15 protein-coding genes are annotated in these 16,914 nt (G+C 54.7%); all 15 read left to right on the forward strand.

All coding sequences use genetic code 11. The annotated features are described in order from the left end of the window. The first annotated feature begins 2 nt into the window (after positions 1 to 2). From rsmH to ftsZ, 15 genes are read left to right on the forward strand one after another with little or no spacing between them, the layout of a single operon-like run. Complete coding sequence (gene rsmH / locus ACMXD4_RS21435) at positions 3 to 932, forward strand: 16S rRNA (cytosine(1402)-N(4))-methyltransferase RsmH (RefSeq protein WP_171697285.1); 930 nt, start codon at positions 3 to 5, stop codon at positions 930 to 932. Next, positions 932 to 1,204, forward strand: a complete 273-nt coding sequence (gene ftsL, locus ACMXD4_RS21440) for a cell division protein FtsL (RefSeq protein ID WP_020483757.1) — start codon at positions 932 to 934, stop codon at positions 1,202 to 1,204. Before rsmH ends, ftsL begins: the two co-directional genes overlap by 1 nt. Continuing rightward, on the forward strand, positions 1,205 to 2,932 hold the full coding sequence (locus tag ACMXD4_RS21445; protein WP_171697284.1) for a peptidoglycan D,D-transpeptidase FtsI family protein: 1,728 nt from the start codon (positions 1,205 to 1,207) through the stop codon (positions 2,930 to 2,932). It abuts the gene before it with no gap. Beyond that, on the forward strand, positions 2,929 to 4,389 hold the full coding sequence (locus ACMXD4_RS21450; protein ID WP_415879317.1) for a UDP-N-acetylmuramoyl-L-alanyl-D-glutamate--2,6-diaminopimelate ligase: 1,461 nt from the start codon (positions 2,929 to 2,931) through the stop codon (positions 4,387 to 4,389). Before ACMXD4_RS21445 ends, ACMXD4_RS21450 begins: the two co-directional genes overlap by 4 nt. Beyond that, positions 4,386 to 5,750 carry a UDP-N-acetylmuramoyl-tripeptide--D-alanyl-D-alanine ligase gene (locus ACMXD4_RS21455; RefSeq protein WP_415879318.1) on the forward strand — a complete coding sequence of 455 codons (1,365 nt, stop codon included), beginning with the start codon at positions 4,386 to 4,388 and terminating at the stop codon, positions 5,748 to 5,750. The genes ACMXD4_RS21450 and ACMXD4_RS21455 overlap by 4 nt, the downstream gene beginning before the upstream one ends. Further along, positions 5,750 to 6,832 (forward strand): phospho-N-acetylmuramoyl-pentapeptide-transferase, encoded by a 1,083-nt coding sequence (gene mraY / locus ACMXD4_RS21460; protein ID WP_033156788.1) that lies wholly within the window; start codon positions 5,750 to 5,752, stop codon positions 6,830 to 6,832. Before ACMXD4_RS21455 ends, mraY begins: the two co-directional genes overlap by 1 nt. A 2-nt stretch (positions 6,833 to 6,834) precedes the next feature. Further along, positions 6,835 to 8,205: a UDP-N-acetylmuramoyl-L-alanine--D-glutamate ligase gene (murD, locus tag ACMXD4_RS21465; protein WP_033156789.1), complete on the forward strand. Its 1,371-nt coding sequence runs from the start codon at positions 6,835 to 6,837 to the stop codon at positions 8,203 to 8,205. Further along, entirely contained in the window at positions 8,199 to 9,365 is a 1,167-nt protein-coding gene (gene ftsW, locus ACMXD4_RS21470; protein WP_051669999.1) for a putative lipid II flippase FtsW, read from the forward strand. The genes murD and ftsW overlap by 7 nt, the downstream gene beginning before the upstream one ends. After that, positions 9,362 to 10,426: an undecaprenyldiphospho-muramoylpentapeptide beta-N-acetylglucosaminyltransferase gene (gene murG, locus ACMXD4_RS21475; protein WP_415879319.1), complete on the forward strand. Its 1,065-nt coding sequence runs from the start codon at positions 9,362 to 9,364 to the stop codon at positions 10,424 to 10,426. The genes ftsW and murG overlap by 4 nt, the downstream gene beginning before the upstream one ends. Continuing rightward, positions 10,423 to 11,850, forward strand: coding sequence for a UDP-N-acetylmuramate--L-alanine ligase (murC, locus tag ACMXD4_RS21480; protein ID WP_415879320.1), 1,428 nt, complete (start codon positions 10,423 to 10,425; stop codon positions 11,848 to 11,850). The genes murG and murC overlap by 4 nt, the downstream gene beginning before the upstream one ends. Continuing rightward, positions 11,850 to 12,728: a UDP-N-acetylmuramate dehydrogenase gene (gene murB / locus ACMXD4_RS21485; RefSeq protein ID WP_415880855.1), complete on the forward strand. Its 879-nt coding sequence runs from the start codon at positions 11,850 to 11,852 to the stop codon at positions 12,726 to 12,728. Before murC ends, murB begins: the two co-directional genes overlap by 1 nt. Next, entirely contained in the window at positions 12,725 to 13,675 is a 951-nt protein-coding gene (locus tag ACMXD4_RS21490) for a D-alanine--D-alanine ligase (protein WP_415879321.1), read from the forward strand. The genes murB and ACMXD4_RS21490 overlap by 4 nt, the downstream gene beginning before the upstream one ends. Then, entirely contained in the window at positions 13,662 to 14,405 is a 744-nt protein-coding gene (locus ACMXD4_RS21495) for a cell division protein FtsQ/DivIB (protein WP_171697274.1), read from the forward strand. Before ACMXD4_RS21490 ends, ACMXD4_RS21495 begins: the two co-directional genes overlap by 14 nt. A gap of 20 nt (positions 14,406 to 14,425) precedes the next feature. After that, positions 14,426 to 15,652: a cell division protein FtsA gene (ftsA, locus tag ACMXD4_RS21500; protein ID WP_020483769.1), complete on the forward strand. Its 1,227-nt coding sequence runs from the start codon at positions 14,426 to 14,428 to the stop codon at positions 15,650 to 15,652. Between the two features lie 23 nt (positions 15,653 to 15,675). Continuing rightward, positions 15,676 to 16,836, forward strand: coding sequence for a cell division protein FtsZ (gene ftsZ, locus ACMXD4_RS21505; RefSeq protein WP_033156793.1), 1,161 nt, complete (start codon positions 15,676 to 15,678; stop codon positions 16,834 to 16,836). The last annotated feature ends 78 nt before the right edge of the window (positions 16,837 to 16,914 follow it).

Below are 16,914 nucleotides of genomic sequence, written 5' to 3' on the forward strand. Positions count from 1 at the left end.
AGATGACCGCCCATCAGACGGTTTTGTACGAAGAGGCCTTAGAGCAGCTCAACATAAAACCGAACGGTATTTATCTGGACTGCACCTTCGGGCGTGGCGGACACAGCAGCGGCATTCTGAAAGCACTGAATAGCTCCGGCAGGTTGCTGGCGCTTGACAGAGACATGGATGCGATTGCTAGCAACGAAGCCAAGCGCTTGCTGGAAGACAGCCGTTTTAGTTTGCATCACGCCAGTTTTTTGGAACTGAGCTCCATTATTGAACAACAAGGCTATAAGGGTAAAGTCGACGGCATTCTGATGGACCTGGGCGTATCGTCCCCGCAACTAGACAATGCGGAGCGTGGCTTCAGTTTTTTGCGTGACGGTCCTTTGGACATGCGCATGGATAGCAATCACGGCCTGTCGGCTGCAGAGTATTTGGCGCAAGTCGACGAAAAAGAATTGGTTCGCGTACTGTTTGAATATGGCGAAGAGCGTTTTGCCAGGCGAATTGCCAACGCGGTTATCTGTCAACGCCAACAGCAACCGTTGCAGACAACCTTACAGTTGGCAAAACTGATCGAAAACAGTGTGCCGTTTCGCGACAAGCACAAACATCCTGCAACCCGCAGTTTTCAGGCGATCAGGATAGAGATTAACCAAGAGCTTGAACAGATTAAAACCGGATTGAAACAAGCCGTGGACATATTGGCACCGAGCGGACGTTTAGTCGTGATCGCCTTTCACTCATTGGAAGACCGCATCGTCAAACGCTTCATTCGCGACCAAGCCGGCCCGAAAACCAATCCCGGCAAATTGCCGATTAAAGAGCAAGACATAGAACAAGGCCAATTACGCAAAATAGGCAAGTCGATAAGGGCGCAACAACAGGAATTGCAACAAAACCCACGCGCACGTAGCGCGGTCATGCGAGTTGGGGAGAAACGTTAATGGCGATTGCAAGAAATATCCTGCTGACACTGTTGGTGGCGATGCTGATGATCTCCGGCATTGCCGTGATCTACAGCAAATACCAATCGCGCCTGCTGTTTATCGACATTCAGAAAAAAGAAAAAGAGCTCGACGACTACGAAGTGGAATGGGGCCGATTACAACTCGAATTGACCACGCTGACCGAAGAAAACCGGGTTGAAATCGAAGCAAGAACGCGGCTGATGCTGACTTTGCCGGCCCAAGACAAAATTATTTATATAAAGCCGTAAATGCGAATTGCCTCCGGCGCGGGCACGATACCGCGCCACAATACAGATTTTGTGATCCGCCGCAGAGTGCTGCTGTCGGTAATGTTGTTGGCCATGCTCGGATTAGTTGCACGCGCGGTTTACCTGCAAATTCTCGATAAAGAATTTCTGCAGGACAAAGGCGATATGCAGCACGTCGGCGTAGTGTCGGTATCGGCTTATCGTGGACAGATCAAGGATCGCAACGGTGAGCCTTTGGCGATTAGTACCCCGGTACAATCGATTTGGGTCAATCCGCGTCAACTAAGGGATGCGGAACAGGACAAGTTAACACCGATGGCGAAAATCCTCGGTTTTCCGGAAAAGGAACTGCGTTCGCTGCTAAAAAAGGAAAAAGACGCCAATAAGCGTTTCGTCTATTTGCGCCGGCAGATTAACCCGGATATAGCCGAAAAGGTCAAAGCGCTGGAAATTACCGGTGTGTATTTCGAGCGAGAGTTCAAGCGTTACTATCCAGCCGGCGCGGTATCGGGCCATTTATTGGGCTTTACCAATATCGACGACATTGGCCAGGAAGGCATAGAACACGGCTACGAACACATTCTGCGCGGCCAGCCCGGCAAAAAGCGCGTGATCAAGGACGGCAAGGGCCAGATCATCAAGGACGTAGAAAATATTGAGGAAGCCATCCCGGGCCGCGACCTGGTGTTGACTATCGATGAACGCCTGCAATACCTGGCTTATCGGGAATTGCAGAATGCAATGATCCAGAACAAAGCACATTCGGCATCCTTGGTGGTACTGGATGCCAAGAACGGTGATGTATTGGCGACGGTCAGCCAACCGGCTTTCAATCCCAACAACCGTAAGGAATTGAGCAGTAACCGCTACCGCAACCGGGCTATGGTGGATAGCTTCGAACCCGGCTCGACGGTCAAGCCCTTCGTGGTAGCGGCGGCACTGGATGGTGGCTATATCAAACCCAACGTGTTGATAGAAACCCATGGTGTCTATCACTTGGGTCGCAACGTCGTTAAGGACGTGCATAACTACGGCACAATGGATTTGACCCACGTACTGCAAAAATCCAGCAATATCGCGGTCACGCAAATCGCGATGAGCATGCCGCCGGAGTATTTTTGGGGCGTATACAGCAGGCTGGGGTTCGGAACCTCCGCCGGTGTTGGCTTTCCGGGAGAAGCCAGCGGCTCTTTGCTGGATTATCAGGGCTGGCACGAATTCGACCAGGCGATTTTATCGTTCGGTTACGGGGTTTCCACCTCGATTTTACAATTGGCCAGAGCGTATACCGCTTTGGCGGACGACGGCATCATTCATTCCGTGACTTTACTCAAGCGCGATGAAGATCCCGATGCCCAACGGATTTTCAAACCCGAAACCGCCAGAAAGGTCAGGGAAATGCTGGAGCACGTGATCAGCAAAGAAGGTACGGCATACCAAGCCAGAGTCGAAGGTTACCGGGTAGCAGGTAAAACCGGCACCGTGAAAAAAGCCGCAGCCGGCGGTTACAGCGAAGACAAATATTTATCGGTATTTGTGGGCATGGCGCCGGCCAGCAATCCGCGTTTCATTATCGCGATTGTGGTGGACGAACCTACCACCGGCCAATATTACGGCGGCCTGGTGGCGGCACCGGCTTTCTCGAAAGTGATGGCGGGCGCATTACGAGTATACGGCGTTGAGCCGGACGGCATGGACAACATGCATTTATTGTTGAGCAAACAATGAAGCTAGCCCAATTGCTACACGGAATGACCGTAAATCCGCCGGATTTGGCAATCAGCGGATTGTGTTTGGACAGCCGAAACATCCAAGCCGGCGACGCATTCGTTGCGTTGAACGGTGCCGTCCAGCATGGTATTGCGCATGCGGAACAAGCTGTTGCCAACGGCGCGGTCGCGGTAATTTACGATCCAAGCGGCGCGGAGACGCAGATCGTCAGCAAAGTAACAGTACCAAGCGTGGCAATAACCGATTTAGCGCAAAAGTTGGGCGAAATCGCCGCAAGATTTTACGGCAACCCGTCGCAACTATTGGATGTGATCGGTGTAACAGGCACCAATGGCAAGACCACCTGCAGCCAATTAATTGCACAGGCTTTGCCGGCTTGTGGCGTGATAGGCACACTGGGTTGGGGTGATGTCGGCAATTTGCAGCCGACCACCAACACCACGCCGGATGCATTGGCCGTGCAGCGGATGCTGAACGAATTTGTAAAGCAGGATAAGCGTAACGCGGCCATGGAGGTGTCCTCACACGGCTTACACCAAGGCCGGGTTAACGGGGTTAGCTTCAAAGGCGCGGTATTTACCAATTTGAGCCGGGACCACCTGGATTATCACGGCAGCATGGCGGAATACCTGCAAGCCAAACTGGCCTTGTTTAAAACGCCTGGCCTGCAGTTTGCCGCGGTCAACCTGGACGACGCCAGCAGCGCCGAGGTATTGCAAAGCCTGCCGGACGCCGTGCAAAGCTGGACCTATAGCGCGACCGGCCAACGCGGCACTGCTAAGGAAGCCGTAAGTGCCGAGCAAGTAAAACATAGCGCCGCCGGCATCGAATTCGATGTGATATGGCGAGAGCAAAGACGCCGGGCAACGACAACGCTGGTTGGCGGCTTTAACCTGGATAACGTGCTAGCCGTGCTTTGTGTGCTGCTGGCGACCGGCAGCGAATTCGACGCCGCCGTCGCGCAACTGGCCAAATTAAACGCCATTGCCGGCCGCATGGAAAAATTCGGCGGCAACGGCAAACCCACGATATTTGTGGATTATGCGCATAGCCCGGACGCGCTGGAGAAAGTGCTGAAAGCCGCCAAAGGCGCGAACCGACTGAGAGTCGTATTCGGCTGCGGCGGCGACCGGGACAAGGGCAAGCGTCCGCAGATGGGCAAAATTGCCGAAACCTGGGCGGACCAAGTCATCGTCACCGACGACAATCCGCGCAGCGAAGCATCGGCAGCGATTATTAAAGACATTTTGAGCGGCTGCCAAAGCCAAAAAATAACGGTCATTAACGATAGAACCACGGCCATAAACACAGTGATACGACAAGCAGACCCAGACGATTGCGTGGTGATAGCCGGCAAGGGCCACGAGGACTACCAAGAAATCGGCAGCGTAAAGCAGCCGTTCAGCGATAGCGCTATCGTCAAGCAAGCACTGGCGGCGTGGAGCAAACCATGAAGCTGCAACTCAGCGAAATAGCCCAAGCCGTCAACGGCAAGCTAATCGGCGAAGACAGAGAAATTCGCGCCACCGGTATCGATACCCGCACCTTACAAGCCGGCGCGCTGTACATTGCAATAAACGGCAAAAACTTCGACGGCCACAGCTTTATCGATAAAGCCGAGCAAGCCGGTGCGGCAGCGCTGTTACTCGAGCGAGCCGCGCCATCCGCTTTAGCGCAAATCATCGTCGCAGACACCCATCTGGCACTGGCGGAACTGGCCGGATACTGGCGCAAAACCTTGTCGGTCAAAGTAGCCGGCGTCACCGGCAGCAACGGCAAAACCACCGTCAAGGAAATGATTGCGGCGATTTTCGCCACCCAAGGCCACACCCTATCGACCCAAGGCAATCTCAACAACGACATCGGCGTGCCGCTGACACTGCTCAAACTGGATGACTCTCATCGCTACGCTGTCATTGAAATGGGCGCCAATCATCCCGGTGAAATTGCCTATACCAGCCGCTATGCGCAAGCCGATGTCAGCGTCATCACCAATATTGGCGCCGCCCATATCGAAGGTTTCGGCAGCATCGAAGGCGTGGCTAAAACCAAAAGCGAAATCGTCAAAAGCCTCGGTGAGGGCGGCGTGGCGGTATTAAATCGCGATGACGCTTTTTACGATTTCTTGCTGACCATGGCCGGCAACCATCGCAGCGTATCCTTCGGCTTGCACCCCGCAGCCGACGTCACGGCGTTAAATATTGCCACAGCTTTGGACGCACAAGGCTTTAACACCTATTTCGAATTAAAAACGGCGACCGACACCTTACCAATCCGCTTGCATCTGGCCGGCGCTCACAATGTGAAAAACGCTTTGGCCGCAGCGGCAGTTGCACTGCAATTCGGCATTAGCCTGACAGACATTAAACAAGGCCTGGAACAACTCCAGCCCGTCACCGGCCGCATGCAACCCTTAACAGGCCGTAAGGGCAATATCGTCATCGACGATACCTATAACGCTAACCCCAACTCCTTGAAAGCCGCGTTGGACGTGCTGACCGATTGCGGCCGCGAAGCGTGGGTGGCCCTGGGCGCTTTCGGCGAACTCGGCCCGGACAGCCCGGCGATACACCGGGAAATGGGCGAATTAATCAAAGCAAAATCAGTGAAGCGTTTGTTCGCGACCGGCGCCCTGGCAAAACATGCCGTTGAAGCCTTTGGCGACGGCGGCCAGTTTTTCGACGATCAGGAACAATTAATAGACACACTGACAACAGCCATCACAGGTAAGGAAACCCTATTGGTTAAAGGCTCGCGCGCCCAGAAAATGGAAAACGTGGTGGCGGCGATGGTCAACAATTTCAGAGCAGCCTAATGTTACTTTTACTCGCGGATTATTTAAGCAATATCGACAGCGGCTTCAGGGTGCTACATTACCTGACCTTTCGCGCCATCTTGGGCGTGCTGACCGCGCTCATTATTTCCCTGATGGTCGGCCCGGCCATGATCGAAAAATTGACTCGCAAAAAAATCGGCCAAAGCGTGCGCGACGACGGCCCGCAAAGCCATTTCTCCAAGTCCGGCACACCAACCATGGGCGGTGCGATGATTTTGTTCGCCGTAGCGATCAGCACCCTGCTCTGCGCGGATTTGAGCAATCGTTATGTCTGGGTGGTGTTGCTGGTGACACTGGCCCACGGCGTAATCGGCTTTATCGACGACTATAAAAAAGTCCTGCTCGGCAATAGCGACGGCCTATCCGCCCGCGCCAAATATTTCTGGCAATCGCTGGTGGCACTGAGCGCCGCCTTGTATTTGTACAACACCGCTCAAGTAGCGGCGGAAACCCAATTCATCGTGCCGTTTTTCAAAAACGTCACCGTGGACATCGGCTGGGGCTACGTCGTACTGACCTATTTCGTCATCGTCGGCTCCAGCAATGCCGTCAACTTGACTGACGGCCTGGATGGCCTGGCCATCATGCCGACCGTGATGATCGCCGCCGCCTTGGCGATTTTTGCTTATTTGTCCGGCCACGTGAATTTCTCGCAATATCTGGCTATCCCGCACATCCCCAAAGCCGGCGAGCTGGTGGTGTTCTGCGCGGCCCTGGTCGGTTCCGGCCTGGGCTTTTTGTGGTTCAACACTTATCCGGCCATGGTGTTCATGGGCGACGTCGGCGCACTGGCCCTGGGTGCTGCGCTGGGCATCGTCGCAGTGCTGGTTAGACAAGAAATCGTTTTGGTGATCATGGGCGGCATCTTTGTGATGGAAACCATCTCGGTGATTATCCAGGTTGCCTCCTTCAAAACCCGTAAAAAGCGGGTGTTTCTGATGGCGCCGATTCACCATCATTACGAATTGAAAGGCTGGCCGGAGCCACGCATCATCGTGCGTTTCTGGATTATCTCGGTCATCTTGGTGTTGATCGGTCTGGCCACTTTGAAACTGAGATAAGCATGAACACCACCGCCCTACTCAGCAATCTGGAAACCCATTTCAACTTAAATCCGGATAACGCTCGCCTATTGATCGTCGGTCTAGGCGCTACCGGCTATTCGGCTGCGCAATTTTTGCAAAAGACCCCGATTAAATTCGCCGTGATCGATAGCCGAAAAAATCCGCCGCTGATCGATAATTTGCGCGAACAAATGCCGGACGTGCCGGTGTTTTCCGGCGGTTTCGACCAATCCGCGCTGGATGTCGCCACTCACTTGCTGGTCAGCCCTGGCGTGTCTTTACACGAAGCAGCCATCCAAAAAGCCGTACAGGCGGGCGTTACCGTACTCAGCGACATCGACTTATTCGCTTGCGCCACTGATAAACCGGTTATCGCCATCACCGGCTCCAACGGTAAAAGCACGGTTACCACCATGCTGGGCGAAATGGCTAACGCCGCTGGCGTCAAAACCGCCATCGGCGGCAATCTCGGCACACCGGCGCTGGATTTGCTGCAACAAGACGCCGAACTTTACGTATTGGAACTGTCCAGCTTCCAATTGGAGCGCACCACCGCTTTAAACGCCAAAGTCGCCACGGTATTAAACGTCAGTCCGGACCATCTGGATCGCCATGACGGCATGGCCGGTTATGCGGCGGAAAAGCAACGGGTGTTCCGGGGCGACGGCGTGATGATCTTGAATGCCGACGACCCGATGGTCATGGCCATGCGCGATCCCACCCGGCAAACATTGACCTTTTCCACCCAAACTCAAGCCGATTTTTATCTGCGTCGCGGCGAAATCGATACTTTAATGCAAGGCGAACAAGCCTTGATGGCAGCCAGCAAATTGCGCCTGGAAGGTAGCCACAACATCGCCAATGCGTTGGCGGCGCTGGCCCTGGGCACGGCTGCCGGTCTAAGCATCACCAAAATGTGCGATGCGCTCAGAAAATTCAAAGGCCTGCCGCACCGCATGCAAAAAGTCGCGGAAAAAGGCGGCATCAATTGGGTTAACGATTCCAAAGCCACCAACATCGGTGCGTGTATCGCCGCGCTAAACGGCTACGAGCATAAAGTTGTTTTAATTGCCGGCGGCGAAACTAAAGGCGCAGACATGACTGAACTAGTGCCTGCCGTCACCGAAAAAACCAAGGCCGTGGTCCTGATAGGCAAAGATGCACCATTGATCGCACAAGCTTTGAATAACTGTGTGCCTGTCCATTTCGCCGGCAACATGAAAGAAGCGGTCACCATCGCCGCCAGTTTGGCCAGCGAAGGCGACAGCGTGCTGCTGTCACCGGCCTGCGCCAGCCTGGATCAATACCGCAGCTATGTTGACCGCGGCAATAAGTTCGCCGAAGCCGTGATGAGTCTGCCCTTATGTTGAAACCGACGCCCAAGCCCCGCGCGCAAAACCGCCTGCACGTCGACCCGGTGTTGATGTTGGCGTGCTTCAGCCTGCTGGGCATCGGTTTTATGCTGGTCACCTCGTCCTCTTTGCATTTGGGCGTCAAAATGGCTGACGACATTTCGCACTATCCCTTCAAGCAATTGATTCATATTGCGTTTGGCTTGGGCTTTTCCGCGATCATTTTGAACATACCGATGCAAAGCTGGGAAAGAATGGGCCAAACCCTGTTCATCGCCGGCCTGGCCTTGCTGCTGGTGGTATTAATTCCCGGTGTAGGCATCAGGGTTAACGGCAGTATCCGCTGGCTATCGATTCTGGGTTTGCGGATCCAGGTATCGGAGGTCGTGAAATTCATCTCGGTGATTTATATGGCCGGTTACGTCACCCGTCATGCCGACCACGTCCGCCGCTCCGCGTTCGGCTTGGTCAAGCCGTTGATGCTGTTTTCGGTGGCTTGCGTACTGTTATTGCTCGAGCCCGACTTCGGCTCGGCGGTGGTGATTCTGATCATTGCCATGGGCATGATGTTTCTGGGCGGCGCCCGAATTTCTCAATTCATTATTTTATTGGGTCTGGTCGCCAGTTTGGCGGTGATCTTGGTCATTGAATCACCCTATCGATTGGCGCGGGTCACCAGCTTCATGGACCCGTGGGCCGATGCCAGAGATACCGGCTTTCAGCTCACCCAGGCTTTGATTTCTTTTGGTCGCGGCGAATTTTTCGGCGTTGGCTTGGGCAACGGCCTGCAAAAACTGTTTTACCTGCCGGAAGCGCATACCGACTTTTTGTTCTCCGTATTGGGTGAAGAACTCGGCCTGCTCGGCGTGCTGCTGATCATCGGCCTATTCGCCGCCCTGGTCGTGCGCGCCTTTGCGATTGGCGAACAAGCCGAGCAAGCCGGTCTGAAATTTTCTGCCTTGGCGGCTTATGGCTTAGGTATCTGGTTTGGCTTCCAATCCTTCGTGAATATGGGCGTCAACATGGGCATGCTGCCCACCAAAGGTTTGACCTTGCCGCTGATGAGCTACGGTGGCGGCAGTATGATCGTGATGTGCGGCGCGATGGCGGTATTGTTTCGGATTCACTACGAAGTCACCGAACACAATAAAAGCAATGTGAAGGGGAAACACGCATGAGCGGCCGCATCGTGATCATGGCGGGCGGCACCGGCGGACACGTGTTTCCGGCACTGGCGGTCGCCCAGGAAATGCGCGAACGCGGCTGGCAAGTCAGCTGGCTGGGCACCGAGAAAGGCTTGGAAAGCCGGGTGGTGCCCGCCAACAATATAGACATCGACTGGCTGGCGGTAGCCGGTATGCGCGGTAAAGGCTTACTGTCCAAACTAGGCGCAGGTTTTAAATTGATTCAAGCCTGTCTGCAGGCCAGGCGCATACTGAAACAGCGTCAACCGAATGTGGTATTGGGCATGGGCGGCTTTGTGGCCGGTCCGGGTGGCCTGATGGCGAAATGGCTGGGCATCCCGCTGGTGATACACGAACAAAACAGGGTCCCTGGCACCACCAACCGCTTGTTGGTAAAGCTCGCTGCCCGCAAAGTATTGGAAGCGTTTCCGGACAGCTTCGCCCAATCGGCACACGCCGTCTGCACCGGCAATCCTTTAAGGGATGCGTTCATTAACCTGCCGGAAAAATCCGAATGGCATCCGCAAGCCGGACGCAATTTAAGGGTTTTGATCCTGGGCGGTAGCCAAGGCGCCAAAGTCCTGAACGACACGGTGCCAGAAGCATTGGCCGGATTGAGCAATCTGGAGGTAAAGCACCAGACCGGCAGCGCGATGCAAGCTGAAGTAGCCGAGCGCTACCTTGGTTTAGGCCTGAATGCCGAAGCTTTGGCCTTTATCGAGGATATGGCCGGCGCCTATCAATGGGCTGATTTGATTATTTGCCGAGCTGGTGCGATGACGGTAAGCGAAGTAGCGGCCTGCGGTTTGCCGGCGATTTTCGTGCCCTTGCTGCACGCCATCGACGATCATCAAACCGCCAATGCCAAATATTTAAGCGAAGCCGGTGCAGCCATCTTGCTGCCGCAACCCGAATTAAACGCGGAAAATCTGCGTAAAACCTTAGAACAAGCCATGACATCATTAACTTCCATGAGCCGGGCCGCCAAAGCCAGGGCCAGACTCGCCGCGACTCAGACCGTAGCAGATATTTGCGTTGCGGAGGCTGCTATATGAACCGCCCCAACATCGAAAACCAGGCACTGGGCGACATCGACAAAATCCATTTTGTCGGCATCGGCGGCACCGGCATGAGTGGCATCGCCGAAGTACTATCCAACCTAGGCTATACCGTATCCGGCTCCGATATTAAAGGCTCGGCGGTTACCGACCGCCTGCAAGCGATGGGGGTGAAAGTCTATTTTGGTCACCATGCCGATAATGTGACCGATGTCGATGTCGTCGTCACCTCCACCGCCGTCGATAGAACCAACCCGGAAATCGTCACCGCCTACGAAAACCGTATTCCGGTAATTCCGCGCGCGGAAATGCTGGCGGAATTGATGCGCTTCAGATTCGGCATCGCGGTTGCCGGCACGCACGGCAAAACCACCACTACCAGCCTGACCACGATGATGTTGGCCGAGGGCGGCTTGGATCCCACCTTCGTAATCGGCGGCCGTTTGAATAGCGCCGGCGCCAACGCCAAATTGGGTTTGGGTAAATATTTGGTCGCCGAAGCCGACGAAAGCGATGCGTCGTTCTTGTTCCTGCAGCCAATGATGGCCATTGTCACCAACATCGACCAAGACCATATGGAGACCTATGGCGGCAGCTACAGCAAACTCAAGGACACTTTCCTGAAATTCCTGCATCAATTGCCATTCTACGGTTTGGCGGTGATGTGCATAGACGATCCGGGCGTCTGCGACGTGCTGCCTAATGTATCCAAGCCGGTGAAGACCTACGGCGTCAGTAGTTACGCCGACGTACGCGCTGTGGATATTCGCCAGGACGGCTTACGCACTCATTTCACGGTGTTGCGCTGGGGTGATTTACCGCCCTTGCAAGTCACGCTGAACCTACCCGGCTGGCACAACATGCTGAACGCCTTGGCGGCCACGACTATCGCCACCGCCCTGGGTGTGGACGATTCGGCTATTGTAAAGAGTCTGGCGGAATTCAAAGGCGTAGGTAGACGTTTTCAAATCAACGGCGATGTGGATTTCCAAGGCGGCAAGCTGACCTTGGTTGACGATTATGGCCACCATCCGCGCGAACTGGCGGCCACGCTGGAAGCCTTGCGCCAAGCCTGGCCGAGCCGCCGTAAAGTCGTCGTGTTTCAACCGCACCGCTACACCCGCACCCGCGACTTATTCGAAGATTTCGTGGAAGTATTGTCCAGCGTCGATGTACTGATTTTGCTGGACGTGTATTCGGCCGGCGAAGCGCCGATTACCGGTGCTGATGGCAAAGCCTTGAGCCGCTCAATTCGCGTGCGCGGCCAGGTTGACCCGGTATTCGTGCAAAACCGTGAAGACTTGGCGACCATCCTGGCCGGCATCGTCGAAAAAGACGACGTGGTATTGACCATGGGCGCCGGCAACGTCGGCCAGATCGCTGCCGAATTGCCGCAACAATTGGCCGAGGCCCTAAAGTGATGGTGGCTAGAGGCACTTTATTAAATAACGAGCCACTGGCGAAATACACCAGCTGGCGGGTCGGCGGTCCGGCCCAGCACCTGTACATCCCGGAAAACAAGGCCGATCTGATCGAATTTATCGCCAGCCTGCCGGCCGGCGAACCGCTGTACTGGATGGGTTTGGGTAGCAATTTATTGGTACGCGACGGTGGTATTCGCGGCACGGTGATCAACACCCGCGGCCGACTGAAAGAAATGTATCTGGCCGATTCCGAACGGGTTTACGTGGAAGCCGGCGTACCTTGCGCCCATGTCGCCCGTTTTTGCGCGGACTTAGGCCTGACCGGCGCCGAATTTCTGGCCGGCATCCCCGGCACGATGGGCGGCGCACTGAAAATGAATGCCGGCGCGTTTGGCGGCGAGACCTGGAGCATTGTGGAACGGGTGGAAATGATCAATCCGCGCGGTGAAGTCATCCTGCGCGACCATCACGAATTTGAAGTGGCCTACCGTTCAGTCAAAGGTCTGGCCGACGAATGGTTTTTGTCAACCCAGTTGAAATTGAGCAAGGGCAACAGCGAAGCCAGCCAACAACACATCAAAGCGCTATTGGAAAAACGTAACGCCTCGCAACCGACCAATAAGCCGACTTGCGGCTCGGTATTCAAGAATCCGCCCGGCGATTACGCGGCGCGTTTGATCGAAGCCTGCGGCCTGAAAGGCTTTGCCATCGGCGGCGCGGTGGTGTCGGAAAAGCACGCCAATTTTATCGAAAATCGCGGCAACGCCAGCTCGGAAGACATAGAAGCCTTGATCGAACATATTCAAACCCAAGTACAAACGCAATTCGGCATCAGTCTGCAAACTGAAGTCTGCCGGGTAGGTGAAAAAGCATGAAGCCATTACGCATCAAAAATGCCGCCGATTTCGGCAAAGTCGCCGTGCTGTTGGGCGGCTCCGCTGCCGAGCGCGAAATATCCTTGAACAGCGGCAATGCGGTGTATCAAGCCTTGAAAGCACAAGGCATCGACGCCGTCGCGATAGACGTGACCGCCAGCCCCATTGATGCCTTGGCGAGTGTTAAAGCCGACAGAGTGTTCAACGTCATCCACGGCCGCGGCGGCGAAGACGGTGTGTTGCAAGCAGTATTGCAAGTCATGGGCTTGCCCTACACCGGTTCCGGCGTCATGGCGTCAGCATTGAGCATGGACAAATTACGCACCAAGCTGTGCTGGCAAGGTTTGGGTTTGAGCACCCCGCTCTGGTTTGTGCTGAAAAGCGAAACCGATATTGACGCCTGCATCGCCAAACTGGGTTTTCCGGTGATCGTCAAACCTGCGCAGGAAGGCTCCAGCATCGGCATGAGCAAAGCCACTAACCGCGATGAACTGGCGGCCGCTTTGGAGCTCGCCAGCCAATTTCGTTGCGACGTGTATGCCGAGCAATGGGTACAGGGCCAGGAATACACCGTCGGTGTGCTGGACGGTGAAGCGCTGCCAGCCATCCGTTTGGAAACGCCGAATACCTTTTACGATTTCGACGCCAAGTACCGGGCCAATACCACGAAATACCATTGCCCCTGCGGCTTGAGCGCGGAGCGCGAACAACAATTGCAAGCCTTGGCGGTACAAGCCTGCCAGGCCTTGAACGTAAAAGGCTGGGCGCGGGTGGATGTGTTTATCGACAGCAATGGCCAATCGCAACTGATCGAAGTGAATACCGTACCCGGCATGACCGACCACAGTTTGGTGCCGATGGCTGCAAAAGCGGTGGGCATCAGTTTCGAGGAATTGGTCTGGCGGATTTTGGAAACCAGCATGGCGGGTACAGGTGAGCCGGTTTAGTGTGATTTTAATGACCGCGCTGTTGATCGGCGGCGGCTGGTGGACTTGGCAGCAATTCGGTGTCAGCGCACTGAGCAGCAAGCCGATCCGCTACGTCAAGATTGAAGGCGCGTTCCAATACACCAGCAAGGATAGGCTGAAAGAAGTATTGGCGCCGCAAATGAAACAGGGCTATTACCAGGCCGACATGAACGCGATTCATCAAGCGATCAAAGCGCTGCCATTGGTGGATAAGGTCGATGTGAAGCGGGTGTGGCCGGATGCGGTGCATATCAAAATCACCGAGCAAAAGCCGGTGGTACGCTGGGGCAAATCGGCGCTGCTGAACAAACAAGGCGATTTATTGGTGCCGGACAATATCGACGAATTTAAAAATTTGCCGCTGATTACCGGCCCGGACGGCCAGGAAAAGAAGCTGCTGGAGATCATGAAAGGCGTCTACATCGTGCTGAAGGATAAATCGATGCAGCTCGCGGAATTTCATGTCAACGAACGGCGAGCCTGGCGGATTAAGTTAGCCAGCGGCATGGAAATGCAATTGGGTAGAAAAGCACCGCTGGAAAATATGCAACGCTTTTTAAAAACCATGGATTTATTGGGCGAGGAACAGCTGGCGCAAATAGCCAGCGTGGATACCCGGTACCCGAACGGCTTTGCAGTGACCTGGAAACCGGAAGTCACCAACATCGATTGGAAAGCAATCGTGGAAAAAAATAAAAACCTGATTTAAACGCTTACTGAGCATAAACAATGGCCAAAAAGACAGATCGAAATTTATTAGTGGGGCTGGATATAGGCACGTCGAAAGTGGCTGCTATCGTTGGTGAATACCGCGGTGGCGACGAAATCGAAGTGATTGGCATCGGCACCGCACCGTCCAAGGGCTTGAAAAAAGGCATCGTGGTCAATCTGGAATCGACCGTGCACTCCATCCAGCGGGCGATAGAAGAAGCCGAATTGATGGCGGGCTGCCAGATCAAATCGGTATTTGCCGGGATTGCCGGCAGCCATATCAAAAGCCTGAATTCGCACGGCATCGTCGCCATCAAGGAAAAGGAAGTGACCCAGCACGACATCGATAGAGTGATCGATTCGGCGCGGGCAGTGGCGATTCCGGCCGATCAGAAAATCCTGCACATCCTGCCGCAGGAGTTTGTGATCGACCAGCAGGAAGGCATCAAGGAGCCCATCGGCATGTCCGGCATTCGTTTGGAAGCCAAGGTGCACATGGTCACCAGCAGCGTCAGTGCCGAACAGAACATCGTCAAATGTATCCGTAAATGCGGGCTGGATGTGGACGACATCGTGTTGGAGCAACTGGCCTCCTGCGCGGCGGTATTGACTGACGATGAAAAAGATCTGGGCGTCTGCCTGATCGACATCGGCGGCGGCACGACCGATATTGCGATTTTCTCGGAAGGCGCGATCAAGCACACGGCGGTGATTCCCATCGCCGGCGATCAGGTGACCAACGACATCGCTGTGGCGCTGCGCACACCGACCAAAAACGCGGAGGAGATCAAACGCCAATACGCTTGCGCGTTGACGCAATTGGCCGATCCGCAACAAACCATCGCGGTGCCCAGCATCGGCGACCGCGAGCCGCGCAAAATTTCCGCGCAGAATCTGGCGGAAATCGTCGAGCCGCGTTATGAAGAATTGATGTTGTTGGTGCAAGCAGAGTTAAGAAGAAGTGGTTATGAAGATTTAATTGCCGCCGGCATGGTGATTACCGGTGGCAGTTCGCAAGTGAGGGGATTGGTCGAATTGGCGGAGGAAATCTTCCATATGCCGGTTCGCATGGGGGTACCGCTGCATGTATCCGGATTGACCGATGTAGCGGAAAACCCGATTTATTCGACCGCGGTGGGTTTGTTGCTGTACGGCAAGGATCATCACGGCCGGGCGTTAGGCATGAACGATGATGGCGCGGATCTGTTGTCAAAAATCAAAAGCTGGTTTCAAGGAAATTTTTAATTTTTTGTCTGGAGGGTGTGAAAATGAAATATGAATTATTGGATAGTAGCGGCACCGCGGTTATCAAAGTCATCGGCGTGGGTGGCGGTGGCGGCAACGCGGTTAACCACATGGTGGAAGACGGTATCGACGGCGTGCAGTTTATCTGCGCCAACACCGATGCCCAAGCCCTGCGGGAAATGAATGTAGAGTCCATCGTGCAATTGGGTGTTGAACTCACCAAAGGCCTGGGAGCGGGCACTCGCCCTGAAGTCGGTAGAGCGGCGGCTGAAGAAAATCGCGACCGCATCCGCGAAGTCATTGCCGGCGCCGACATGGTGTTTCTGACCGCTGGTATGGGCGGCGGTACCGGTACCGGTGCCATCGCGGTATTTGCCGAAGTGGCGAAAGAGCTGGGCGTGTTGACAGTCGCTGTCGTATCCAAACCTTTTGATTTTGAAGGTTCCAAGAAAAAAGGCGTGGCCGATGCCGGTTTACGCGAACTGGAAAAACTGGTCGATTCCTTGATCATCATTCCTAACCAAAAACTGCTGCCGACTTTGGGCAACAATAAATCGCTGGTAGAAGCATTCCGCGCCGCTAACGACGTGTTGCGCGACGCGGTACAAGGTATCACCGAGCTGATTACTCACCCTGGCTTGATGAACGTCGACTTTGCCGACGTGAAAACCGTGATGTCCAATATGGGCAGCGCCATCATGGGCACCGGCGTCGCCAGCGGCGAAAATCGCGCCCGTTTAGCGGCGGAAAAAGCCATTGCCTGCCCATTGTTGGACGACAACAATCTGCAAGGCGCGCGCGGCATTTTGGTGAACGTCACCTCCAACGGCGACTTGGGCTTGAACGAGTTCGACGAAATCGGCAGCATCATGCACGCCTTCGCTTCCGAAGACGCCGACATGAAAATCGGTATGGCAGTTAATCCAGCGATGGGGCAGGAAATTAAAGTCACCGTCGTCGCCACCGGTATGGGTGAAAAAGCCAAGCAAGCGGCTTCGCCTATCAGTCTGGTGAAAAAAGTCGCGGCCGGCGAGATCAATTACGATCAATTGGACAAACCGACCATCGTCCGCCAGCAAAAACAGGAATCGACTCGGGAATCCCGCTTCGGCGCGCAACCTAGAAACGACGTCGATTTGGATTACTTGGATGTACCGGCTTTCTTGAGACGTCAAGCAGACTAAGGTCCGCTTGCCACGAGTCCTTATGAGGCTGCACAACCAAGTTCGGGGGGAGCTATCGCATAATCTGTGATAGACTCC

This window comes from Methylomonas sp. TEB (genome assembly GCF_047777895.1).
In the GTDB taxonomy this organism is placed as follows: Bacteria; Pseudomonadota; Gammaproteobacteria; order Methylococcales; family Methylomonadaceae; genus Methylomonas.

What these genes read in the sequence shown, in the direction of transcription:
- ftsW (WP_051669999.1), top strand. Translation starts at nt 8,199, where the DNA reads ATGTTGAAACCGACGCCCAAGCCCCGCGCGCAAAACCGCCTGCACGTC.
- mraY (WP_033156788.1), top strand. Translation starts at nt 5,750, where the DNA reads ATGTTACTTTTACTCGCGGATTATTTAAGCAATATCGACAGCGGCTTC.
- murC (WP_415879320.1), top strand. Translation starts at nt 10,423, where the DNA reads ATGAACCGCCCCAACATCGAAAACCAGGCACTGGGCGACATCGACAAA.
- ftsL (WP_020483757.1), top strand. Translation starts at nt 932, where the DNA reads ATGGCGATTGCAAGAAATATCCTGCTGACACTGTTGGTGGCGATGCTG.
- ftsA (WP_020483769.1), top strand. Translation starts at nt 14,426, where the DNA reads ATGGCCAAAAAGACAGATCGAAATTTATTAGTGGGGCTGGATATAGGC.
- ACMXD4_RS21490 (WP_415879321.1), top strand. Translation starts at nt 12,725, where the DNA reads ATGAAGCCATTACGCATCAAAAATGCCGCCGATTTCGGCAAAGTCGCC.
- rsmH (WP_171697285.1), top strand. Translation starts at nt 3, where the DNA reads ATGACCGCCCATCAGACGGTTTTGTACGAAGAGGCCTTAGAGCAGCTC.
- murB (WP_415880855.1), top strand. Translation starts at nt 11,850, where the DNA reads ATGGTGGCTAGAGGCACTTTATTAAATAACGAGCCACTGGCGAAATAC.
- ACMXD4_RS21450 (WP_415879317.1), top strand. Translation starts at nt 2,929, where the DNA reads ATGAAGCTAGCCCAATTGCTACACGGAATGACCGTAAATCCGCCGGAT.
- murG (WP_415879319.1), top strand. Translation starts at nt 9,362, where the DNA reads ATGAGCGGCCGCATCGTGATCATGGCGGGCGGCACCGGCGGACACGTG.
- ACMXD4_RS21445 (WP_171697284.1), top strand. Translation starts at nt 1,205, where the DNA reads ATGCGAATTGCCTCCGGCGCGGGCACGATACCGCGCCACAATACAGAT.
- murD (WP_033156789.1), top strand. Translation starts at nt 6,835, where the DNA reads ATGAACACCACCGCCCTACTCAGCAATCTGGAAACCCATTTCAACTTA.
- ACMXD4_RS21455 (WP_415879318.1), top strand. Translation starts at nt 4,386, where the DNA reads ATGAAGCTGCAACTCAGCGAAATAGCCCAAGCCGTCAACGGCAAGCTA.
- ftsZ (WP_033156793.1), top strand. Translation starts at nt 15,676, where the DNA reads ATGAAATATGAATTATTGGATAGTAGCGGCACCGCGGTTATCAAAGTC.